Source organism: Microcoleus sp. D3_18_C2, from assembly GCF_036702395.1.
In the GTDB taxonomy this organism is placed as follows: Bacteria; Cyanobacteriota; Cyanobacteriia; order Cyanobacteriales; family Microcoleaceae; genus Microcoleus.
Map to the genome: position 1 here is coordinate 71,767 of NZ_JAUBTG010000028.1, position 6,000 is coordinate 77,766.

At 46.7% G+C, this 6,000-nt stretch carries 6 protein-coding genes; 2 read left to right on the plus strand and 4 right to left on the minus strand.

Annotated features, from left to right (window positions below; translation table 11 throughout):
- Positions 1-191: 191 nt before the first annotated feature.
- The 3 genes from QUA88_RS17600 to QUA88_RS17610 form a co-directional block, all read right to left on the minus strand.
- Entirely contained in the window at positions 192-2,183 is a 1,992-nt protein-coding gene (locus QUA88_RS17600) for a DICT sensory domain-containing protein (protein WP_333208220.1), read from the minus strand.
- 473 nt (positions 2,184-2,656) lie between these two features.
- Positions 2,657-2,968, minus strand: a complete 312-nt coding sequence (locus QUA88_RS17605) for a DUF2973 domain-containing protein (protein ID WP_333054700.1) — start codon at positions 2,966-2,968, stop codon at positions 2,657-2,659.
- A gap of 158 nt (positions 2,969-3,126) precedes the next feature.
- Positions 3,127-3,456, minus strand: coding sequence for a DUF2605 domain-containing protein (locus QUA88_RS17610; RefSeq protein ID WP_333054702.1), 330 nt, complete (start codon positions 3,454-3,456; stop codon positions 3,127-3,129).
- A gap of 357 nt (positions 3,457-3,813) precedes the next feature.
- Here QUA88_RS17610 and QUA88_RS17615 point away from each other — a divergent pair, with 357 nt between their 5' ends.
- Entirely contained in the window at positions 3,814-3,963 is a 150-nt protein-coding gene (locus QUA88_RS17615; RefSeq protein ID WP_333054703.1) for a hypothetical protein, read from the plus strand.
- A complete protein-coding gene (gene thrS, locus QUA88_RS17620) occupies positions 3,956-5,785 on the plus strand; it encodes a threonine--tRNA ligase (protein ID WP_333208221.1) in 1,830 nt (609 codons plus the stop codon). The genes QUA88_RS17615 and thrS overlap by 8 nt, the downstream gene beginning before the upstream one ends.
- Here thrS and QUA88_RS17625 read toward each other — a convergent pair.
- On the minus strand, positions 5,782-5,937 hold the full coding sequence (locus QUA88_RS17625) for a hypothetical protein (RefSeq protein WP_333272908.1): 156 nt from the start codon (positions 5,935-5,937) through the stop codon (positions 5,782-5,784). The genes thrS and QUA88_RS17625 overlap by 4 nt on opposite strands.
- Positions 5,938-6,000 lie beyond the last annotated feature (63 nt).

The following is a 6,000-nucleotide window of genomic DNA, read 5'->3' on the forward strand; positions in this document are numbered from 1 at the left end:
TTGATATCACTCGATCGCTACTTGCGCGCTCAGACGCCCACCAACCCGGTTTTTTACAGTATATTCCATGTAAATTTAGTACGGAGAAACCGGGTTTCGAGCAACAGAATCAGTAATCATGCGAGAACTGTAAAGAAACCCGGTTTCTGGGGTATACCTCATAAACCTTGAATACGCTGTATCAATTTAGTCTAAACAATCGGAATAGTAAAGTGAAATTCACTTCCTCGGTCTTTTCCTGCGGAATCTACCCAAATTTTACCGCCCCAGCCGGCAACAATCTGTTTGCAAATTGCCAATCCCAAACCGGTACCGCCGGCGCTGCGGCGCAAAGCTCCTTCTTCTTGATAAAATCGATCGAACACTACTTTTAAACTGTTCGCCTCGATTCCCCTCCCCGTATCGGCTACGAGCACTTCCACCATCCGAGAACCGTTGCATTTCGCTCTTATGGTGACGCTTCCTTGAGGTGTGGTGAATTTGCAAGCGTTGTCTAGCAGTTTGGAGAGCACCTCCACCAACCACTCTCCGTCAGCTTGCACTAAAGGCAATTCTGCGGACACTTCGGCGATAATTTCCGGTAACTGTCGATCGAGTCCGCCCCCCGATCGCACGCTGCTAAGGGCTAAATCCACGCATTCTTGCAGCGTCAGCGATTCTACATTCCATTGGACTCGCCCGCTTTCTAAGTGAGAAAGAGTTAAGAAATCCTGCACGAGTTTCCGCATTCTATCGGCATCACCAAGGGCAGTTTCTAACATGATTTGCCGCAATTCTGGGGGCATATCTGGTTCGGAGTTCAAACTTTCCAAACACACTTGAATCGTAGAAAGTGGGGTGCGGAGTTCGTGTCCGGTGATGGCAATTAGATTGCTGCGAGTGCGGTCTAATGCTTCTAATTGTTGGTTGAGTTCTTCTAAATGAGCGTAGGTTTCTGCTTGAATTAAGGCTGCTCCAAGTTGGGTGGCGATCGCCTCTACTAAAGCAATTTCGTCTTCTTCCCAAGCCAAAGTCGAGCGGCACTGGTGCATTTCCACCATGCCCAAAACCCGCCCCTGATAAAGCACTGGCACCATTAACCAAGAGACAATTTGCCAATTTTTTACAATTTTTTCCAGGAATTTTGTATTGACAATCAGTGGGTGTTGTGCTGTGTCTTGGATGTAAACTCGCTCTTGCCGCGCCACCGCGTCGCTCCATATTTGATTTTCCTGCAACAGCCAAGTCTGATCCAGCATGGAACTAGCGCCCGGCCCCAAAAACTCGCGATCGATTTTGACCGCCACATCTGTTGCCTTGCACCGATAAATCAAACATCGGCTTGCCGAGAGGGCAGTGCCGAGTTCTTGGACTGCGACTTCGACGATTTCTTGCGGGTTGAGAGACTGCCGCATTGCCGTGGTAATTAAGTTTACCAGGCGTTCTTTGCGTTCCTGAGCGGCGATCGCGCTGTATGCTTTGAGCAGTTTGTGCTGGCCTGCTTGCAAGTAGGTTACTAAGCGTTCGGTAAAAGCATCGCTCAATTTTGGATTGGGAATTTTTGAGTTTTTTCTCGTACTTATTTCGGGTTTGGCGGCTTTGGAAGTGGCGGATTTCCTCGTTTTTTTCGGTGTTTTGAGTTTGTAAGTCGTTCGCGCTCGATCGATCTTTTCTGCCAATTCCGGGCGATATTTGACAATTCTATCGAGCAACAATGCGGCCGCTTTGGAGCTTACCTCGCGATCGAACGTCCAAATTCCTTCAAATCTGCGAGCTTGATCCATCAACAGTGGCCCGCGATCGTCCTGGTTGTCGATCGGCACAATTTTTTCTTGACAAATCAGGCAAGTTGAGTAGTGTTGCCCCAGTACCACTAAATGCCACTCTTTACTCAATCCGTCCTCCGGTTCAAACGCCACAGTTTCGTGACACTCCGAGGAATTTTTAAAGTCAGTTTCCGGTGCAGCCAGCACGTATACCTGAGAGGAGCGTGAGGCAATTCGCCGGTAGCGGTGAGCTTCCTGGCGGTAGAAGCGCTCTCGCTGAAAGCTGGCAATGACTAGCGGTTCGTCGTCGGAACCCGCCAAAACTAAGTCTTCCATCGCGTGAGACAAGGCTGTCATGGAAGATTTGAAATAAATTTGTGCCCGCAGTTGGGGCAAAGCTTGCAGAAGTTCTGCCAGTAGCGAAATAGGGACGATCATCTAGCCTTAAACGTGCATTTTTGCCGATGACAAAACAGGATCGATAGGAGGTTTAGAGCGCTCCTTCTTCAGTATCTGATAGATTTACAGCACTTGGTAAGTAAAGTACAAAAAAATTGGTTTCGCTCTCCTGGGGTACCCCGGTGTTCGCCCAAATTCGCTCCGCCGTGCCCGCCCCGATTCCTAGTTTCCCTGTACTTGAGTGTCAAACTATCCTCGCTCTCTTGGATATCAGTGCCATAATTATCGCTTTTTGGCGATCGATCTTGTTAATCGGTAATTAAACTTTAAAAAAGCGCAAATAATTAGCCATTAGTTAAAAACTAACGACCAATTATTTTGACGACTGATCCCAAGAAACCCGGTTTTTACCCACCATCTATGAATAAACCGGGCTTCGGACACCTAGCGTGTAAGTCCTATATTTTTTTGAGGCATCGCGCCTAAGTATAAATGCTGCGGCTGTGGTTGTATCAGGCTAGTTCGCCCCCTTCGTCGCTGCCGCCCGGAGATGATTTGTAGAGAGCATCTAATTGTTCGCGGGCGTCTTGGACAGTCAGCGAACGCATCACTAAAAGCGGCTCATTGACTATGTTTCCGTATTCATCTAAAAGTTCTGGATGCGGTACCGGTTGAGAGCGAGGATAGGATGGGTAGGGATTATTTGCCCTGAACTGTTGAGGGCGCTGGGACTCCATACCAACGGTGACTAGACTGCGGATTAAGTTACCGACCGCCAGAAAGGCAAGAACGGTAAAAGCTAAAATATAAAGCAGGTGCAACATTATCTTCTCCTCCGGGCTAAACAGCCACACAGCAATTTACAAAAGTGTTTCAGCAAGTAATAACTTATTAACTGGAAATCTGTTTGAGGTTGTCAAGTGGGCCGCCACATTTCCCAAGGTTGGGGATTTGACTGCAAATTTAACTTGAACTCGCTTCCTTATTTTCCAGGGGGAGCTGACTGCCATGAGCGAAAGCGTGCCGATACTTGCCAGCATTCGGCGAGCAGTCTGTGCCACGGCATCAGTGCTGCTGTTTCAATCCCAACTTGACCTCCGGTTGCTTGAAATAGAGCTTTAGCTGCGCCTACTTCTTGCTGAGCCTGTTTGACTCGCGCCAGCAAGTCAGATTGATCTTCGTCGCCCAGAAAGGGAATTTCCTCAGTTTCTAAGAGCTTTGCCGATCGATCGAACCAGTAATTGAAATCCTCTAACAGCGGTTCCAGTAACGCTTTGAGCAATTCTGGCTCGGGCAAGTTGGAATTAAGCATGGATCAAAATTGGGTTATTTATCTATTATAGTCTTAGACGGTCTTTACAAATTGTAACATATTTCTAACAAAAATTTAATAATTTAACAACAATTAGCAGGTGGGTGTGAATAAATTAAACTATGCCAGCAGCGATTTTTGAGTCGAAATCCCCAAATTCTGCCAAATTAGGAATGAGAATTAAATAACTTGCATTTTTTGTAGGTTGGGTTTCGTTCCTCAACCCAACCTACGGAAGTTATTTAATTCGCGATCCTTAGTTCGCGAGCTCACGGTTGCTGAGAAAACAGGTTTTTTCATAGCAAGACGGGTGACAGCCCACCAAAATAGTAAAAAATCCGGTTTCTGAGAGTCGCAGTGCGGGACGCACTAAACGTTGCCACCATCAGGGCTGTTGCTGTAATTTCCCGGAGTGTCCCCCAACCTGAAGTCGGCGCTTACTGCCCCAATCTGAGTAATATAGAAGCAACTGCAACTAAATTAATTGCTAATTCAGCCGATGTCTAGCCCAGAATCCATGTCCCCTCCAGAAGAGTCCGTTAAGATTGAGTTGCCCCGCACGAGTGAGTCGGAGTCACTAAAAAAAATTCGCCACACCACCTCCCACGTTATGGCGATGGCGGTGCAGAAGTTATTTCCCAAGGCGCAAGTGACCATTGGCCCTTGGATTGAAAACGGTTTCTATTATGACTTTGACACTCCCGAACCTTTTACGGAACAGGATTTAAAAGCCATTAAAAAAGAGATGATCAAAATCATCAACCGTAAATTGCCTGTAATTCGCGAAGAAGTCAGCCGCGAGGAAGCGGAACGCAGAATTAAGGAGATTAATGAACCTTACAAATTAGAAATTTTAGAAGGGTTGATCGAACCGATTACTCTTTACCATTTGGGCGAGGAATGGTGGGATTTGTGCGCCGGGCCTCACTTGGATAATACCAGTGAGTTGAATCCAAAGGCGATCGAGCTAGAAAGCCTAGCAGGCGCTTACTGGCGCGGCGACGAAACCAAAGCTCAGTTACAGCGAATTTACGGCACTGCTTGGGAATCTCCCGAACAATTAGCAGCATACAAACACCGCAAAGAAGAAGCATTAAGGCGCGATCACCGCAAATTAGGCAAAGAATTAGGCTTGTTTATCTTTGCCGATCCGGTGGGGCCAGGTTTGCCTTTGTGGACGCCGAAAGGCACTGTTTTGAGAAGTATTTTAGAAGATTACTTGAAACAAGAACAAATCAAGCGCGGCTATTTGCAAGTGGTGACTCCGCACATCGCTAGAGTCGATTTGTTCAAAATTTCTGGACACTGGCAGAAATACAAAGAAGATATGTTTCCGCTGATGGCGGAGGATGAGGAAGCGGCAGCAAACGAACAGGGTTTTGTGATGAAACCCATGAATTGCCCTTTTCACATTCAAATTTACAAAAGTGAATTACGTTCCTATCGAGAATTGCCGATGCGCTTAGCGGAATTCGGCACAGTTTACCGCTACGAACAATCGGGAGAATTGGGCGGTTTAACGCGGGTGCGCGGCTTTACGGTGGATGATTCCCACTTATTTGTCACGCCGGAACAGTTGGATGCTGAATTCTTGAATGTGGTGGATTTGATTCTGTCAGTCTTCAAGAGTCTGCAACTGAAAAACTTTAAGGCGCGTTTGAGTTTCCGCGATCCGAACAATTTAGAGAAATACATCGGTTCCGATGAAGCTTGGGAAAAGGCTCAAGGTGCAATCCGCCGCGCGGTGGAAACTTTGGGAATGAATTATTTTGAGGGAATTGGGGAAGCGGCTTTTTACGGGCCGAAACTCGATTTCATTTTCCAAGATGTCTTGGATAGAGAATGGCAATTAGGAACTGTTCAGGTAGATTACAATTTGCCCGAACGTTTTGATTTGGAATACGTTGCTGAAGACGGCATTCGCAAGCGTCCGGTGATGATTCACCGCGCTCCTTTCGGTTCTTTGGAACGTTTGATCGGGATTTTGATCGAGCAGTATGCGGGGGATTTTCCGCTGTGGTTAGCGCCGATTCAGGTGCGGTTGTTGCCTGTCAGCGCTGAGTTTTTGCCGTTTGCGAAGGAAGTGGCGGCGAAGATGAAGGCGTTAAATATTCGCGCTGAAGCTGATGAGGATAGCGAGCGTTTGGGCAAGTTGATTCGCAATGCTGAGAAGGATAAAATTCCGGTGATGGGTGTTGTGGGTGCGAAGGAAGTTGAGGCGAATAGTTTGAATATTCGGACGCGGGCTTCTGGGGAGTTGGGGGCGATTTCGGTTGATGAAGTGATTGGAAGGTTGCAGGCTGCTATTAGCAGTTACGGCGATTTTTAGGGAATTTTAATCGCAGATGCACGCGGATTAACGCAGATGATAGTTTGATATTGTCTGCGTTTTTCTAATCGATCGGCTAAAATCATATAATTAGGTAAATTAACAGGAGTTAAATTAATGGCTAATCCGTTTCCAGGGCAGGGTAAACGCATCTAAATTAAGTTGACAGAAAATCATATTTGTGCATGATTTGTTTTTTATAAAACAATTCTTAA